The following is a 14,773-nucleotide window of genomic DNA, read 5'->3' on the forward strand; positions in this document are numbered from 1 at the left end:
CGCGGTGCATTGAGGCTGAGACGTGATGCCGAGCCGATTCAGGTGAAGTCAGTGATCCTATGCTGCCGAGAAAAGCCTCTAGCGAGTTTCGAGCGGCCCGTACCCCAAACCGACACAGGTGGTCAGGTAGAGAATACCGAGGCGATCGGGCGAACTGTGGTTAAGGAACTCGGCAAATTGCCCCCGTAACTTAGGGAGAAGGGGGGCCGGAGACGTGAAGCCCCGTGCGGGTGGAGCGTTGTATGGCCGCAGAGAGCAGGGGGAAGCGACTGTTTACTAAAAACACAGGTCCATGCGAAGAAGTAATTCGATGTATATGGACTGACGCCTGCCCGGTGCTGGAACGTTAAGGGGACCTGTTAGCTCTTTCGGGGGCGAAGCGGAGAACTTAAGCGCCAGTAAACGGCGGTGGTAACTATAACCATCCTAAGGTAGCGAAATTCCTTGTCGGGTAAGTTCCGACCTGCACGAATGGCGTAACGACTTCCCCACTGTCTCAACCACAGGCCCGGCGAAATTGCAGTACGAGTAAAGATGCTCGTTACGCGCGGCAGGACGGAAAGACCCCGGGACCTTTACTATAGCTTGACATTGGTATCTGAATGGGCTTGTGTAGGATAGGTGGGAGCCGGTGAAACCTGTACGCCAGTATGGGTGGAGGCAATCTTGAAATACCACTCTGGTTGATTCGGGTATCTAACTTCGGACCGTTATCCGGTTCAGGGACAGTGTCTGGTGGGTAGTTTAACTGGGGCGGTTGCCTCCTAAAGGGTAACGGAGGCGCCCAAAGGTTCCCTCAGCCTGGTTGGCAATCAGGTGTTGAGTGCAAGTGCACAAGGGGGCTTGACTGTGAGACTGACAGGTCGAGCAGGGACGAAAGTCGGGACTAGTGATCCGGCACTTGCGTGTGGAAGCGGTGTCGCTCAACGGATAAAAGGTACCCCGGGGATAACAGGCTGATCTTCCCCAAGAGTCCATATCGACGGGATGGTTTGGCACCTCGATGTCGGCTCGTCGCATCCTGGGGCTGTAGCAGGTCCCAAGGGTTGGGCTGTTCGCCCATTAAAGCGGTACGCGAGCTGGGTTTAGAACGTCGTGAGACAGTTCGGTCCCTATCCGCCGTGCGCGTAGGATACTTGAGAAGGGCTGTCCCTAGTACGAGAGGACCGGGACGGACGAACCTCTGGTGTGCCAGTTGTCCCGCCAGGGGCACGGCTGGTTAGCTACGTTCGGAAGGGATAACCGCTGAAAGCATCTAAGCGGGAAGCCTGCTTCAAGATGAGGTATCCCACCCACCTTTGGTGGGGTAAGGCCCCCAGCTAGACGACTGGGTTGATAGGCCGGAAATGTAAGCTCGGTAACGGGTTGAGTTGACCGGTACTAATAGGCCGAGGACTTGACTACGAATATGCTACGCGTCCACTGTGCAACTCTGAACAAACACCGAACAACCCCCCACGTGTGTGGGTGTGTGTGTTGTTTGATATGTTCATAGTGTTACGGCGGTCATGGCGGAGGGGAAACGCCCGGTTACATTCCGAACCCGGAAGCTAAGCCCTCCAGCGCCGATGGTACTGCACTCGGGAGGGTGTGGGAGAGTAGGACACCGCCGGACAATCTTTCGGTCGAGGCCGGCCCCGTTCATGGGGCCGGCCTCGACTGCTGTCCGCACCCATTCACCCGCGACCTGTCGGACGTCCGGCAGGTCCCGATTCACCCCTGCCGTCGGCTGATGCATTTCGGCCATTTTCCCGCCGTCCGGAAACGGGTCGTCATTCCGACAGTCACGCCTGGTTCGGGCTGCATTTGGGAAAATATGACGGATGGACGAACTGACGAACGGGAAACAGTCATCGTCGGGTCCGGGCCGGGCGGCAGAAAGCGATGAACCGACGATCCGTGTCGTGGTGGTGGGGCCTCCGGGACTATTGCGTACCGCCCTCGCGGCGATCCTGGCCGCCGCCCCCGGGTTCGAATTGGCCGGGGAGAGCGATCCCGACCACCACCTGACGGACGGAGTCGTCACCCGACGTCCCAACGTCGTCCTGGTCGACCTCGACGCGATCGAGGATCCGGCCGTACTCGCCGGACGGTGGCATGCCCGGCTGCCGGAATGTGCGGTGGTGGTGCTGACCTCCCGGCGGACCGCCCGGGCGCTGCGCCGTGCCCTCGGGGCGCGGGCCCGGGGGATCATCGCCAAGGACGTCCCGCCCCAGGAACTCCTGGACCAGCTTCGGCTCATCGCCGAGGGACAGCGGATGATCGACCCGGTGACCGCCCTGGCCGCGTTGGACGCCGCCGTCAACCCCCTCAACGACCGGGAACGTGAGGTGACGGCCGCTGCCGCCCGGGGCATGTCGACCAAGGAGATCGCCGGTCATCTGCACCTGGCGCCGGGCACCGTCCGCAACCACCTGTCCACCGTGCTCCGCAAGACCGGGGCCCGCAACCGGTGGGAAGCGGTCCAGCGGGCCCAGGACGCCGGCTGGATCTGACCACCCGTGAGAAGGGGTGTCGGACCAGTTACGGATTGAATAAGATTCCGAACCGTGCGTCATCGGACGCATACATTTTGTCAACACGGGTGTGATCTCGGGAGTCGCTTATGGTTCGCACACTGCTCGCCCTCCAGGGCGGGCTGCTCCGGGGCGCCCTCGCCCAACTGCTCGCCGCCGAACACGACATCGAGATCGTGGGCGAGGTGGACAGCCCGCACCAGCTGCGGGCGGCGGTCCGGGCCGAACGCCCCGACGTGGCAGTGGTCGAATTCGACATGTTGACCGTGACGGAACTGGTCCGGCTGGCCACCCTGGGCGTCCCGGAATCCGTCGTCGACGACACCCCGGCCGCCGGTGACGAGTCCACCGCCACCGTCCCGGGTCCCCGTCCGCCGACGGAACCGATCACCGTACCCGTGGGTGCCCTGCTGGTCCTCGTCGAACAGCGCCGGGCCGGCCGACTCGGGCCGGTGCTCGCCGAGCACGGCCACCGGATCGGCTTCCTCAGCCGCGACGTGCCACCCGGCCGGATCGTCGACGGGGTACGTCAGCTCGCCGAGGGACGGGTCGTGCTCGACCCCGACCTGGTGGTCGCGGCCCTTGAGGTCGCCGACAGCCCGTTGACCAACCGGGAGCGGGAAGTGCTCGACGTGGTCGCCGAGGGGCATCCCGTCCAGGAGATCGCCGAACGGCTGGTGCTGTCGGCCGGCACGGTACGCAACCACCTGTCGCGGATCATGGCGAAGACCGGCGCGCGGACCCGCTGGGAGGCGGTGCGGATCGCCCGCGACTCCGGCTGGCTGTGACCGGCACCGGCCCCGACACCATGTCCGGCACCGGCACCCGGCCGGTGACACCTACGTCCGGGCCGCCGCCGACGTCCCGTCCGATGCCGTCCAGCAGGTGGCGGCGTCCGACGGTTCGGTCTCGCCGTAGCCGACCAGCGCACGGTAGGCCGGTGAACGCTCCAACAGCCCCTGGTGGGTGTCCAGCAGTGCGGTCCGCCCGTCGAGCAGCAGGACCCGCCGCGCCCGCAGCGCCGAACTGACCCGGTGGGCGATCACCACCAGCGTGCCGGGCCGGGCGGCGAAAGCCGTCTCCAGCCGGGCCTCGGTGGCCGGATCCAGGTGACAGGTCGCCTCGTCGAGGATGGCCAGCGGAGCGGGGGAGAGCCACGCCCGCAGCAACGCCACCTGCTGCCGTTCCCCGGCCGACAGGTCCGTCGGGCGCAGCGGCGCGTCGTACCCGCCGAGCCGGGTCAGCAGTCCGGTCAACCCCAGCCGGGCCGCCGCCCGGTCCACCACGTCGTCGGCGACGCCGGGGGCCAGATAGCCGAGGTTGTCGCGGAGCGAGCCGGTGAAGACGTACGCCTCCTGGGGGATGAGCACGCGCCGCCCGGCCAGTTCACCGGGCGTCGCCCCGGTCACCGGCGACCCCCCGACGTGCACGGTGCCCGCCTGCGGGTGCAGCACCCCGGCGATCAGCCCCGCCAGGGTCGACTTGCCGATCCCGCTGGCCCCGACGATCACCAGGTGGTCCCCGACGGGCACGTCGAGGTCGAGGCCGTCGAGCACCGGGTCGGCGTGCGGGCCGTACCGGAAGGTGACCCCGCGCAGCGACAACGCCGCCCCGGTGTGCTGCGGCGTGGGACGGGGCAGCAGCGACCCGGCCGGGCCGGTGTCGGCCGGCGCGGCGGTACGCAGCAGCCGGTCCAGGGTGACGGCGAACCGGAGACCACCGGCGGCGACCCCCTGCACCAGGCTGTGCAGGGCCGGCTGCACCCCCCGCGTGACATAGACGAGCGCGCCCAGCAGCGCGCCCGGCCCCAGCCCCTGACGGACCAGCCACGGCGCGGCCAGCAGCAGCACCGGCACCGGCAGCCAACCGCCCAGCGCCAGACTGAGGCTGCGGGTCGCCGCCATGGTGGCCAGTCGTCGCTCCACCCGGGCCTGCGCGTCGACGGACCCGCCGACCCACCCGGTGACCTGGTCGCGGGCCCCGCTGGCGGTGACGTCGCGGTGGCCGCTCACCGCGGTCACCACGGCCCGGCCGAGCTGTTCGTCGGCCAGCACGTACTCCCGCTGCCGGGCCACCATCACCGGCAGCGCCACGGCGAACAGTCCGAGACCGGCCAGCACCGGCACCGCGACCAGCAGCGCCACCGGCACGGCCAGCGAGAACAGGCCGAGCACCGCGGCGCCGAGGGCGAACAGGAAGCCCCGTACCACCATCAGCAGGCCGGCGTAGGTGTCCCGGACCAGTTCCACCTGGTGGGTGAGCCGGGCCACCGCCGCATCGTCGGCCCGTCCGCCGGCCGCGCCGGCCACCGCACCGCGGACCACCCGGCGCAGCAGGTCGTCGCGGAACGGCTCCACCACCGCCCCGAGCAGCGCGTACGACCGGTTGGTGCCGGCCGCGCCGACCAGCACCGCCAACCCCAGCAGGGCCAGCCAGGCCAGTCCGACGCCCGGCCGCCCGTCCAGGAAGCCGCTGTCCACGGCCCGCGCGGTGAACAGCCCGGACAGGGCGGCCGGCAGCACCTCGGCGGCCGACCAGCCGGCCAACCGCCACAGCTGCGCCCGCCGGTCCCGCAGCGCGGCCCGGGTCACGCCGACGACAGTGGTCACGACCGGAACACCTCCCGGTAGTCGGGGTCGGCCCACAACGCCCGGTGCGGGCCGACGGCACGTATCCGCCCGTCGGCCACCCACGCGACCAGGTCCGCCCGGGCGGCCATGCCGAGCCGGTGGCTGACCACCATCCGGGTACGCCGGTCACCCGGCCCGGTCAGCGCCCGGGTCACCTGGTACTCGGTGGCGGTGTCCAGGCTGGACGTGGCGTCGTCGAGGATCAGCAGCCGTTCGGCGCGCAACGCACGGGCCAGCCCGAGCCGTTGCCGTTCACCGCCGGACATGGCGACCTCGGCCAGCGAGGTGGCGTACCGGTCGGGCAGCCGTTCGACGAAGTCGTGGATGGCGGCGGCGCGGGCCAGCGGCACCGGGTCCGCACCGGCCCCGACGGCGGCACCGACCGTGTCGCCGACCAGCACCGGACGTTCGAACCCGTAGCCGATCGCGGCGTGCAGGGCGGCCGGGGTCAGCTCCGGCAGCGGCACCCCGTCCAGGAGCACCACCCCGTCGTCCGGGTCGCGCAGCCGGCCGGCGACGGCGGCGAGCAGGGACTTGCCCGCACCGGAGGCGCCGACGACGGCCAGCAGCGTGCCGCCCGGCACCCGCAGGTCCACCCGGTCGAGCAGGGCCCGGCCGTCGGCGTCGCGGACGGTGACGCCGCGCAGTTCCAGGGTGCCCGGCCCGGACGCCAGGGGCCGGTCGCCGTACGGGCGGGCGGGTTCGGTGAGCACGTCGGCGGCCCGGCGGCAGCCGGCCCGTACCCGCACGGCGGTGTTGAGGGCGGCGACCACGGTGCCGAGACCCGCGCCGAGGGCGGCGTACTGGATGGCGGCCAGTAGCTCCCCGGGGGTCAACCGACCGGCGGTCAGCGACAACCCACCGACGGCGACGATCGCGACCTGGAGCAGCGGGTTGAGCACCGCGCCCCGGGTCGCCGCGCCGGCGAGCACCGTCCAGGTCCGCGCCCCGTGCCGGTGCAGCGCGGGCAGGGGGGTCAGCACCCGGTCGACCTCCCGTTCGCCGGTGCCGGCGGCGGCGATGGTGCGCGCCCCGGCCAGGGCCTCCACCAGCCGGCCGGCGAGGTCGCCCTGGGCCTGCTGGTAGCCGGCGACGGCGGCGGAGGCGTCGGCGACGAAACCGCGCAGCAGCAGGCCGAGCAGGAGCAGCCCGGTGACGAAGGTGACGCCGAGCCACGGATCGATCAGGGTGAGCGCCACCAGGCTGCCCACCGGCGGCAGCGCCACGGTCGCGGCCGTGACCAGCGTCGGGGCGGCCTGACCGGCGTCGGCGACCTGCCCCACCACGCGGCCGGCGAGGTCACCCACCGGGCGTCGGGCGGCGGTCTGCGGGGCGAGGGCGAACAGGTGCCGGACCAGGGTGTGCCGCAGGTGGGCCACCGACCGGGCAGTGGCCGCGCCGGTGCCGTAGTCACGCACGACGCCGACGACGACCAGCAGGGCGATCAGCCCGACGACGGCGGCCAGCCAGCGGTCCGGGGAGTCCTTCGGCGCGGTGCCGACGGCGGCGTCGACGGCCCGGCCCAGCACGGCCGGTAGGGCCAGTTCGGCGGCCGTGCCGGCCACGGTGACCACGGCCAGCGTCGGGGTCCACCAGCCGGCCGCCCGGACGGCCCGCAGCAGGAGCCGGTCGGTCGGTGTCATCGCGTCCCCTCCCACGCCGCGCGGCCCCGGACCGGCAGGTGCCGGTCCGGGGCCATGCGATACCGGTCGATCAGTTGCAGGTGGTGACGCTCAGCGAGCTGTCGCCGCAGAGCAGGAGGCTGGCCTGGCTGCCGCCGCCGGTGCGCTCGGTGGCCGGCAGTTCCATCGCCTGGAGGTCGAGCAGAGCCATGGTCTTACCTCTTTCTGTCGATGTGGAGGTGCCTGATGGTTGAACCTGGTCGGTGACGACCGTCGGTTCAGTTGCAGGTGGTGACGCTCAGCGAGCTGTCGCCGCAGAGCAGCAGACTCGCCCGGCTACCGCCGCCGGTACGCTCGGCGGCCGGCAGCTCCATCCCCTGAAGGTCGAGCAGGGCCATGTCTTTCCTCCTTTCCACAGTCGTCGGGTCGGGTTGCCCCGGGGTGACCCCCGGGGAGCGGGTGGGCCGTCAGCCGGCCGGGGTGGGGTCGCCGGTCGACGCCAGCAGCGGTAGCCGGACCGGATCGGTGGGTCGGCTGGCGGCCACGGCGGCCAGCACGCCGGCGGTGCCGGTGGCCAGGTCCATGGAGAGCCGCAGCAGCTGGTCGCCGGGGAAGGCGGTGCCCCCGGCGTACGGCAGGGCGTGCCAACCCAGCAGGCGGGCCTGGGTACGGGCCACGTCGTACTCGCCCCGGCCGGCCAGGTAGGCCACGATGCCGGCGCGTCCGGCGAACAGCCCGGACTGGGCATAGAACGGGAAGTCGGCGCAGCGGCGGATCGCGTCGGCCTGCTCGCGCAGTGCCTCGTCGGGCCGGTGGCGCAGGTACCTGTCGAGCACCAGCCCCACCCCGACGCTGCCCTCCGCGAGGTACGGCATGGTCCGCCAGCCCTCGTTGACCTCCAGGTGCCCGTCGTCGCGGCGTACGCACCGGCGCAGGTCCTGCCGCAGCGCGATGGCGGCGTGGTCGAGCAGCCGCTCGTCGGGTTCCCGTTCGTGTCGGTCCAGCAGCATCAGGGCCGCGCCGGCCCCGCCGCGCAGCAGCCCGGCGTACGGGTGCCGGCCGCCGCTGACCTCGGCCACCGAGTCGACGTCGCCGAGCCGGTCGACGACCAGGTCGACGGCCCGTCGGGCGGCGGCCTCGTAGCGGTCCTCGCCGGTCAGCGTGGCGAAGTGGGTCAGGTTCAGCGCGATGCCGGGCAGGCCGCCCACCAGGTCGTTGCCGAGTTCCGTCCACGGTTCGTCGAGGCAGCGGTCGAGCAGCCGGCGGGCCTCGTCGCGGTGGTCGAGCAGGTCCAGTACGTACGCCACCCCGTGCAGCCCGTCGAAGAAGCCGAGGCGGCTGCCGGAGGCGGGTTGCCGGACCCGGTCGATCAGCCAGCGGACGTGGTCGGGGTCGACGGGGACGCCGGTGGCGTGCAGCGCCCAGAGCACCCCGGCCGCGCCGTGGGCGAGGTTCAGCCCGCCGTCGTTGCCGCTGAACTGCCTGATGTCGCCGGGGAAGAGCCGGTCGTCGCGGTGCGGCGTGGCGCTGGCGGTGATCGCCCGGACCAGCCGGTCACGCAGGCCGGGCCAGTCGTCCGGGTCGACCCGCACCAGGTCCGGGTCCGGCCGGTGTGCGGTCGGGGTCGCCGTGCCGGGCGGGACGGCGGCCGGTGGGTCGCCGACGATGACCGCGACGGTCTCGTCGAGCACCGCCCGGTCGACCGGGAAGTGCTCGGCCACCACGTCGGCCAGGTGCGCCGCCTTCTGCGGGGCCAACCGCAGCATCGCGGTCAGCGGCAGGAACAGGGCGAGTCGCAGGCAGGCCAGGGCGTACCGGTCGACGTCGGGGCCGACCCGGTCGCGGGGCGCGGCGAACGCCTGGTTGCGCAGCGCCGGGCGGCCGGCCTCGGCGGCCGGCGCGGCGACCTCGAAGTCGATCAGGGTGACCGTGCCGTCGTCGCCGACCATGATGTTGAACATGTGCAGGTCGCCGTAGACGATGCCGTGCGCGTGGATGGCCTCGACCGCCTCGGCGACCTGCCGGTGCACGTCCAGCGCCCAGCGGGTGTAGTCGGCGCGGTCGGCGTCCGGGTGCACCAGCGGGTAGCGCTGCACGACCACCTGGTTGAGCGGGCGGCCGTCGACGAACTCCAGCGCCAGGAACTCGTGCCCGCCGAAGCTGAACTCGTCGTGCACCCGCACCAGGTGCGGGACGTCGGCGAGTTGGCGCAGCACGCTGGCCTCCCGGTGCAGCCGGGTCACCGCGTCCGCACCGGTGGCGTCCAGGCCGGCGTACGGGCGGGCCTCCTTCAGCACCACCCGGGTGTCGGTCCGGGTGTCCCGGGCCTCGTACAGGCCGCCGCCGTTGGAGAAGTGGATGACCTTCTCGATCCGGTAGGGCAGTTCGGTGGTGCTGGCGGCGTTGCGGGCGGCCAGGTGCGGGGCGAGGAAGTCGGGCAGGGTCACCCAGTCGGGCAGGTGGAACACCGGGTCGCGGCGGTCGGGCACCAGGGTCCCGGTGGCATCGGCGATGGCCGGCACCACCTGACCCTCGGGCGACAGGCAGTAGCGGGCGGCGAAACCGCCGTAGCGCAGGTAGACCGGGCCGTCGCCGTAGCGCAGGTCGCTGAGGATGTAGGGGCCCTGCTCGCCGTCGAGCAGCGCCGCCAACTCCTTGGCGGTCAGTTCCAGTTCGGCGTCGTCACGGGGGTAGACGGTGACGAACTTGCCGCTGCCGCCCCGGCGGGCGTACTTGCTGTTGCGCATCAGCAGCATCCGGGGGCCGCGCAGGTGCTTGAACGGGATGCCGCGCGGCTGGCAGTAGTCCATCACCTGGGTGAGCACCCGTTCGGCGTTGTCCAGTCGGGCCGAGACGTGGATCTTCCAGCCCTGGGCGGGCAGCGTGCCGCCGACCGGGGCGTGGATCAGCCAGTCGTCCTTGACCTCGCACTCCCAGCCGGCGGGCTGCGGGCGGTCGGTGGCGTAGCCGATGCCGGTGGCGGTGGCGCTCGCGCTGGACAACGAGTCGTAGAAGAGCGGGTCGACCGCGCAGTACGCGTCGTATCGGTCGTCCATCTCGGCTGCCTCCCATCCCCTGATCGGTTGAGGTCAATCCTGCGATCGGTTAGCCGTCGCGCACAGTGCGATGCGTCATCACCCGACGGTGAGATTCCGGCCGGAAACTCGTGACAATGGCGGAGTTTGAAATCGCGAATACGGCATCACCTGCGGATCGGCCCGGACGTCGGCCCCGGCCCGCGCGACCGCCGGGCCACCTGTGGGAAGCCATGACAGAACCGCCGGTCGGCCGGGTCCGTGGTGGACCCGGCCGACCGGCGGAACGGGAAACGCGACCTACCGGCGGTCGGCGTACGGGTGCCGGGCCAGGCCGGCGTGCACCATCGTGGTCAGGGTGACGATGTCGTAGACCGGCACCCCGAGCCGGGCCTGGATCAGGTGCGCGAACGGCACCAGGTCGGTGCACTCGATGACCACCGCCCCCAGGTCCGGGCCGGCCAGGGCGTCCGCCCGGGCCACCACCTCGGCGGCCAACCGGTCGACGTCGAGGGCGTCGCGCCGGCCCTCCAGCATCACCTCACGGAACTCCGGCGCGTCGGCCATCCCGGCCACCCGGATCGGCACGTCCTGCGCGCCGACCGCGGCCAGGTGCCGCCGGGTCAGCGCCGCCGCGTCGGCGGTCAACACCCCGACCGTCCGGGCCGGACCGAGCATCCGGTGCACCATCGGCAGCTGGAGCAGGCTCGACGAGTGCAACGGCACGTCCACGGCGGCGGCCAGCTCCGCCTGGAACAGCACCAGGAAACCGCACGCCCCGGTGATCGCGGCGACCCCGGCGCCCTGCAGGTCCCGGGCGGCCGTGACGAACGGCGTGAGCAGGGTCGGATCGGCCTCGCGGACCAGCCGTTGCGGGGTGGCCCCCTCGACGACCCGGTACACCACCGGGAAGTCGAACGTCGCCGGGTTGCGGATGTGGCCGGGGATCTTGTCGAAGCTGGTCTGCAGGCAGAGCACCCCGATCGCCGGGGCGCTCACCGGTGCCCCCGCCGGTGCCGGTCCACCGCGAACGTCGCCAGGGGCACGTCCGGCGTCGCCCCCGTGACGAGCTGGGCGAGCAGCCGCCCGCCGGCCGGGGCGAGCCCCATCCCGATGTGCCCGTGCCCGGTCGCGACGCTGACGTTGCGGTACGACCCGAGCCGGCCGATCAACGGCAGGCTGTCCGGGGTGCACGGCCGCAGCCCGCTCCACACCTGCACCCGGCCCCCGGTGTCGCACCCCGGCAGGTACGACCGCACGGTGCGCCGGATGCCGTCCACCCGACGTGGGGAGACGCTGGTGTCCAGGCCGGTCAGCTCCAGCGTCCCGGCCAGCCGTATCCGGTCGCCCAACGGCATGACGGCCACCTTCCCCTCACTGAGCAGAACCGGCAGGGTGGGGGTGGCCGGGCCGGCGTCGACGGTCACCGCGTACCCCTTGGCGGGTTGCAGCAGCAGGCCGACGCCCAACTGCCTGGCGCACGCCACCGACCACACCCCGGCGGCGAGCACCACCTCACCGGGGCGCAGGTCGCCCCGGCTGGTGCGCACGGCGCGGACCCGGCGGTCGACGGTGTCGAAGCCGCGTACCTCGGTGTCGGTGAGGATCTCCACCCCGGCGGCCCGCAACAGCCGGGCGAACGCGACCAGGAACGCCGGGATGCGCAGCGCGGCACCCTCCTCGTTGAGCAGCGCCCCGGCGACGGCGAACTCGACGCCCGGTTGCAGCCGGGCCAGCTCCGCCCGGTCCACGGTGCGCAGCGGCACCCCCCGGGCCACCGCCGCCGGCAGCGACGCCCGCGCCTGCGCGTACCCCTGCGGCGTACGGCAGGCCAGCAGCATGCCGCGGGCGGTGAGGGTGCCGGCCAGCTCGTCGTGTGCGCAGACCTCCCGCAGGATGGCCAGGCTGCGCTGCTTGAGGTCGAGCAGCACCTCGAAGCCGGCGCGGGCCTGCCGCTGCGTGCAGTTGCGGCGGAAGTGCCACAACCAGGTCAGCAGCTCCCGGTCGAGCCGGGGCCGGACGTGGAACGGGCTGTCCGGGTGCAGCAGCCAGCGCAGCCCCTTCGCCGGCACCCCCGGCTCGGCCAGCGGGGCGGCCCCCTGGGTGCCGACGAAACCGGTGTTGCCCGACGAACAGGCGGCCGGGTCGCCGACCTCACCCCGGTCCACCACGGTCACACTCAGCCCGGCCCGGCGCAGGAACCAGGCGCAGAACAGCCCGGCCACGCCCGCGCCGACGACCAGGACGTCGGGATCGGACCGTGCGGGTACGTCGTGCGGCGCGGGCGTCGTCGCCATCCCGGCCCCCGCTACAGGGTGACGACGAAGAAGCAGGTGGGCAGGTTGACCACGACCCGTTCCCAGATCTCGGCGCACAGCGCCCGCCCCGGTTCGGCGAAGGTGCCCGGCGGCGGCTCGGCGAACCGGATGGTCGACCGGCCGGCGTCGAACAGCACCGCGCCGTGGCCGAAGTCGCCGACGATCGCGGTGCCCGGGTCGACCAGCCGGGTCCGGACGATGAAGACGCCGTTGTCCTCCACGTCGCGCAGCAGGTGTCCCTCGCCGAGCAGCCGGTAGTAGTCGGCCGGGTTGATGATCAGGCCGTCGGCGGTGCTGCCCATCTGCTCCACCTCGTTGCAGGCGGCCAGGATGGTCGACGCGAACGGCGCGGGGTCGGTGAGCCGGCCGAGCTGCGGCATGTTCAGCAACCCGCCCTCGCCGCGCAGGATGGTGTGGTTCTCGGCGGTGGCCAGCCGCACCACCAGGCGGTAGTCGATGAACTGGGCGAAACCCACCGGGTCGGCCCACAGTTCGTCGGGCACCTGCACCCAGGCCCGGGTGGTCAGCAGTTCCGGGATGGGGGAGCGGTGGAAGTGGTTGGCGGCCTCCCGGCGCAGGTCCGCACCGTCCACCACCGGGTCGCCGGGGCGCGGTGGGCTCTCGTGCCAGTAGAACTCCTGCGGCTCCCGGGACAGGTCGACCACCTTGAGCATGTTCCGCGACGGGTAGCGGGGCTTGCGTCGGGAGCTGGTCAGCGAGTCGGTGATGGTGACGTCGTAGTCGACGCCGGTGTCGAAACCGTCCTTGGCGAACGCTTCGACGAACAACCCGCCGGGCGACATCTGGGTCCTGCGTTCGGCGACGACCTCGGCGATCGTCCGCTTGACGGCGTCGGTGCGCTGCATGACTGCCCTCCTGGTCTGAAGCTGGTACGCGGGTCGGTCAGGCCGGCTTGCGGGCGACGAACATGCCCCAGCCGAACTCGCCCCGGTCGATCGCCGCCTGGATCTCGTCGCAGGAGGCGGCGAAGCCGAGGATCCACCGCCGGGCCGCCTCGTCGTCGCTCCCGGCGGCCCGCTGCCGGGCGGTCTCCCCGAGCACCCGGTACGTCTGCCGGATGTGGCTGTCGAGGCTGCGGGCGACGGTCACCTCGAACCCGGCCGCCGTCAACGCCTCCCGGTAGCCGTCGAGGGAGTAGCCGCTGCTCCACCGCACCCGGTCGTAGACGTGCCGGCGGGCCGCCTCGCCGACCTCGGCGACGGGTTGCAGGAAGTCGGTGACGGCCAACGTTCCGCCGGGGGTGAGCACCCGGAACATCTCCGCGTGGCTGCGCGCCTTGTCCGGCACCAGGAACAGCGCGTCCTGGCTGACCACGTGGGTGAAGCTGCCGTCGGCGTACGGCATGGCGGTGGCCGAGCCGTGCCGGAAGGCGACCGGCAGGCCACCCCCGCGTTCGGTCAGTTTGGTCTGGGCGAAGCGGACCCGTTCGATGCTCAGGTCCAGCCCCTCACCCCGGCAGCCGGTGCGCCCGGCCAGCCGCAGCAGGAAGTTGCCGCAGCCGCAGCCGACGTCCAGCACCGTCGAGGACGCGTCGATGCCGGCCTCGGCGGCGAGGATGTCCGACGTCCGGTCGGCCGCCGCCGGGTAGTCGGTGTCGTCGGCGTCGGCGAAGTAGCCGGTGTGCAGCACCCCCTCGCTGTCCCAGAAGCTGAGGTACGTCTGGGTGGTCTGGTCGAAGAACTCGGAGACGTCCCGTTCGGTGAACTGGCTGGTCGTGGACATGCGGGCACTCCTTCGTGCGCGGGTCGGGGCGTCGGGCCGGCCGGAGCCGGGCAGGCGGTGGTCGGGGAGGGCGGTGGTCAGGCGTAGGTGTTCCGGCCGACGCCGGTCAGGTGGGGCAGCTCCGGGCCGGTCGCGGCGGCCCCGCCGTCGATCAGGTGCACCCCGGCGGTGACGAAGGAGGCCCGCTCGCTGGCCAGGAAGGCGGCCACCGCGGCCACCTCGTCCGGCCGGGCCAGCCGGCCCACCGCGCTGTGGTGGCCCATCGCCGCCAGCCGGGCCTCCACGTCACCGTCGGTGGCGAGCCGGGCGGCGGCCCGTTCCATCGGCGGGGTCCGCACCCCGCCCGGGGCGAGCACGTTGACGGTGATGCCGTCGCGGCCCACGTCGACGGCGAGGCCCTGGGCGAAGCGGACCAGCGCCGCCCGGGTCACCCCGGAGAGCACCAGCGGCCCGATCGGCACACAGGCGGTCTCGGAGGCGACGAACAGCAGCCGTCCCCAGCCGGCGGCCCGCAGGTGCGGCAGCGCGGCGGTGGCCAGCGCCACCGCCGGCAGCAGCACCCGGTCCACGGCGGCCCGGTAGTCGTCGACGGCGAAACCGCTGGCGGTCCCGACCGGCGGGCTGCCGCCGCCGGCCACCAGCACGTGCACCCCGCCCAGGTCGGCGGCGACCGCGTCGACCCAGTCGCGGGCCGCGTCGGGGTCGGTGAGGTCGACGCTGGTGGCGCTGACCCGACCGGTCGCCACCTGCGCCACCTCCCGTTGCGCGGCGGCCAGCCGGTGCGGGTCGCGTCCGCAGATCGCCACCTGGGCGCCCTCGGCGGCGAACTCCTTCGCGCAGGCCAACCCGATGCCGCTGGTGCCACCCGCGACCAGGGCCACCCGCCCCTTCAGCCCGAGATCCACGCCC

Annotated in this window: 12 protein-coding genes and 2 rRNA genes (1 of these 14 running past the window's edge); 4 read left to right on the forward strand and 10 right to left on the reverse strand. The window is 72.2% G+C overall.

Annotated elements, in window-relative coordinates; translation table 11 throughout:
- From ACWCHM_RS11320 to ACWCHM_RS11335, 4 genes are all read left to right on the forward strand, one after another.
- A 23S ribosomal RNA gene (locus ACWCHM_RS11320) occupies positions 1-1,404 on the forward strand (it extends 1,707 nt beyond the left edge of the window).
- 94 nt (positions 1,405-1,498) lie between these two features.
- Positions 1,499-1,615: ribosomal RNA gene (gene rrf, locus ACWCHM_RS11325) — 5S ribosomal RNA — on the forward strand.
- A gap of 289 nt (positions 1,616-1,904) precedes the next feature.
- Positions 1,905-2,495, forward strand: coding sequence for a helix-turn-helix transcriptional regulator (locus tag ACWCHM_RS11330; RefSeq protein ID WP_204959689.1), 591 nt, complete (start codon positions 1,905-1,907; stop codon positions 2,493-2,495).
- A 110-nt stretch (positions 2,496-2,605) separates the two neighbouring features.
- On the forward strand, positions 2,606-3,304 hold the full coding sequence (locus tag ACWCHM_RS11335; RefSeq protein ID WP_454222367.1) for a LuxR C-terminal-related transcriptional regulator: 699 nt from the start codon (positions 2,606-2,608) through the stop codon (positions 3,302-3,304).
- 51 nt (positions 3,305-3,355) lie between these two features.
- On the opposite strand, the gene ACWCHM_RS11340 is transcribed toward ACWCHM_RS11335, so the two are convergent.
- From ACWCHM_RS11340 to ACWCHM_RS11385, 10 genes are all read right to left on the reverse strand, one after another.
- Positions 3,356-5,125, reverse strand: a complete 1,770-nt coding sequence (locus ACWCHM_RS11340; RefSeq protein ID WP_454222369.1) for an ATP-binding cassette domain-containing protein — start codon at positions 5,123-5,125, stop codon at positions 3,356-3,358.
- Positions 5,122-6,789, reverse strand: coding sequence for an ABC transporter ATP-binding protein (locus tag ACWCHM_RS11345; RefSeq protein WP_454222370.1), 1,668 nt, complete (start codon positions 6,787-6,789; stop codon positions 5,122-5,124). The genes ACWCHM_RS11340 and ACWCHM_RS11345 overlap by 4 nt, the downstream gene beginning before the upstream one ends.
- Positions 6,790-6,859: 70 nt before the next feature.
- Positions 6,860-6,979, reverse strand: a complete 120-nt coding sequence (locus ACWCHM_RS11350) for a SapB/AmfS family lanthipeptide (RefSeq protein ID WP_067312693.1) — start codon at positions 6,977-6,979, stop codon at positions 6,860-6,862.
- A 67-nt stretch (positions 6,980-7,046) separates the two neighbouring features.
- Positions 7,047-7,166 carry a SapB/AmfS family lanthipeptide gene (locus ACWCHM_RS11355; protein ID WP_088647629.1) on the reverse strand — a complete coding sequence of 40 codons (120 nt, stop codon included), beginning with the start codon at positions 7,164-7,166 and terminating at the stop codon, positions 7,047-7,049.
- Positions 7,167-7,235: 69 nt separating this feature from the next.
- Complete coding sequence (gene lanKC / locus ACWCHM_RS11360; RefSeq protein WP_454222372.1) at positions 7,236-9,824, reverse strand: class III lanthionine synthetase LanKC; 2,589 nt, start codon at positions 9,822-9,824, stop codon at positions 7,236-7,238.
- 279 nt (positions 9,825-10,103) lie between these two features.
- The gene (locus tag ACWCHM_RS11365; RefSeq protein WP_281897345.1) at positions 10,104-10,802 is read right to left on the reverse strand and encodes an aspartate/glutamate racemase family protein; all 699 of its coding nucleotides are present in this window, start codon (positions 10,800-10,802) and stop codon (positions 10,104-10,106) included.
- On the reverse strand, positions 10,799-12,100 hold the full coding sequence (locus ACWCHM_RS11370) for an NAD(P)/FAD-dependent oxidoreductase (protein ID WP_204959695.1): 1,302 nt from the start codon (positions 12,098-12,100) through the stop codon (positions 10,799-10,801). Before ACWCHM_RS11370 ends, ACWCHM_RS11365 begins: the two co-directional genes overlap by 4 nt.
- 11 nt (positions 12,101-12,111) lie before the next feature.
- Positions 12,112-12,987 carry a family 3 encapsulin nanocompartment shell protein gene (locus tag ACWCHM_RS11375; protein ID WP_204959696.1) on the reverse strand — a complete coding sequence of 292 codons (876 nt, stop codon included), beginning with the start codon at positions 12,985-12,987 and terminating at the stop codon, positions 12,112-12,114.
- Between the two features lie 37 nt (positions 12,988-13,024).
- Entirely contained in the window at positions 13,025-13,864 is an 840-nt protein-coding gene (locus ACWCHM_RS11380) for a class I SAM-dependent methyltransferase (RefSeq protein WP_281897350.1), read from the reverse strand.
- A 77-nt stretch (positions 13,865-13,941) separates the two neighbouring features.
- The gene (locus tag ACWCHM_RS11385; protein ID WP_088647635.1) at positions 13,942-14,769 is read right to left on the reverse strand and encodes an SDR family NAD(P)-dependent oxidoreductase; all 828 of its coding nucleotides are present in this window, start codon (positions 14,767-14,769) and stop codon (positions 13,942-13,944) included.
- Positions 14,770-14,773 lie beyond the last annotated feature (4 nt).

This window comes from Micromonospora sp. SCSIO 07396 (genome assembly GCF_053667945.1).

What these genes read in the sequence shown, in the direction of transcription:
- ACWCHM_RS11355 (WP_088647629.1), bottom strand. Translation starts at nt 7,166, where the DNA reads ATGGCCCTGCTCGACCTTCAGGGGATGGAGCTGCCGGCCGCCGAGCGT.
- ACWCHM_RS11375 (WP_204959696.1), bottom strand. Translation starts at nt 12,987, where the DNA reads ATGCAGCGCACCGACGCCGTCAAGCGGACGATCGCCGAGGTCGTCGCC.
- ACWCHM_RS11350 (WP_067312693.1), bottom strand. Translation starts at nt 6,979, where the DNA reads ATGGCTCTGCTCGACCTCCAGGCGATGGAACTGCCGGCCACCGAGCGC.
- ACWCHM_RS11370 (WP_204959695.1), bottom strand. Translation starts at nt 12,100, where the DNA reads ATGGCGACGACGCCCGCGCCGCACGACGTACCCGCACGGTCCGATCCC.
- ACWCHM_RS11335 (WP_454222367.1), top strand. Translation starts at nt 2,606, where the DNA reads ATGGTTCGCACACTGCTCGCCCTCCAGGGCGGGCTGCTCCGGGGCGCC.
- ACWCHM_RS11345 (WP_454222370.1), bottom strand. Translation starts at nt 6,789, where the DNA reads ATGACACCGACCGACCGGCTCCTGCTGCGGGCCGTCCGGGCGGCCGGC.
- ACWCHM_RS11380 (WP_281897350.1), bottom strand. Translation starts at nt 13,864, where the DNA reads ATGTCCACGACCAGCCAGTTCACCGAACGGGACGTCTCCGAGTTCTTC.
- lanKC (WP_454222372.1), bottom strand. Translation starts at nt 9,824, where the DNA reads ATGGACGACCGATACGACGCGTACTGCGCGGTCGACCCGCTCTTCTAC.